This window comes from Cellulomonas bogoriensis 69B4 = DSM 16987 (assembly GCF_000767165.1).
Classification (GTDB): Bacteria; Actinomycetota; Actinomycetes; order Actinomycetales; family Cellulomonadaceae; genus Actinotalea; species Actinotalea bogoriensis.
In genome coordinates this window covers 1-1049 of the sequence record NZ_AXCZ01000351.1, presented here as the reverse complement: position 1 = coordinate 1049, position 1049 = coordinate 1, and the positions used below count along the sequence as shown (strand labels likewise).

The 1049-nt window shown below is 74.4% G+C and carries 1 protein-coding gene; it reads left to right on the top strand.

Annotated elements, in window-relative coordinates:
• On the top strand, positions 1–1049 hold a 1049-nt coding region (locus N869_RS18830; RefSeq protein ID WP_035063114.1), incomplete at both ends, for a transglutaminase domain-containing protein.

Sequence of the window (1049 nt, the reverse complement as noted above, 5' to 3'; positions counted from 1 at the left end):
GGCGGCGGTCGTGGCCCTGGTGTGGGTGGCGTGGCGCCGCGGAACGTTCTCACCCCGGCGGGTGGCGGCGCTCGCGGCGATGCTCGTGGTGGCTGGGACCGCCGGCGCCCTGGCGGGGCCGCCCCTGGGGGAGGCCCAGCAGCGTTTCGTGCTCCGTGAGGAGCTGGTCCCCCCGTTCGACCCCCGTGACCACCCGTCCCCGCTCTCGGGGTTCCGGCGGTTCGTCAAGGACTGGGACGACACCCCGCTCCTGACCGTGCGGGGGCTGCCGGCGGGCGCGCGGGTGCGCCTGGCCACCATGGACGCCTACGACGGTGTGGTGTGGAACGTGGCCGGGTCGGAGCAGGCCGACGGCTCGGGGCAGTTCCGCCGGGTCGGGCAGAGCATCGACGCCACCGTCCGCGGCACCCGCCACACCGTCCAGGTCGAGGTGCACGACCTGCCGATGGTGTGGTTGCCGACCATCGGGTACGCGGAGTCCTTCACCTTCACCGGGCCCGGTGCCCGCGACCTGACCGGGACGTTGCGCTACAACGACGCGACCGGCACGGCCGTCCTGACCGAGGGCGTGCCGTCGGGCGCCAGGTGGACCACCGAGGTCGTGGTCCCGCACGCACCGAGCGACGAGGAGATCGGCAGCGCCCCGGCCGCCCCGGTGAGCCTGCCGGAGCCGGAGGGCGTGCCGGACGCCGTGCCGTTGTTCGCCGGTGAGATCGCCGGGACGGCGACGTCCCCGGTGCTGATCGCCCGCACCCTGGAGCGTGGTCTGGCCGAGCGCGGTTGGTTCTCCCACGGCCTGGTCGACGCGGGCCAGTACCCGTCCCTGTCGGGCCACGGCGCGGACAGGATGACGACGTTGCTGACCGGCGACCTGATGGTGGGTGACGGTGAGCAGTACGCGTCGGCGATGGCGCTGATGGCCCGCGAGATGGGCCTCCCGGCCCGGGTGGTGCTCGGCTTCCAGGCCGAGGACGAGGACGACCCGGGTGAGGAGGTCACGTTCCTCGGCGAGCACGTCCAGGCCTGGGTCGAGGTCGCGTTCGCGGGCC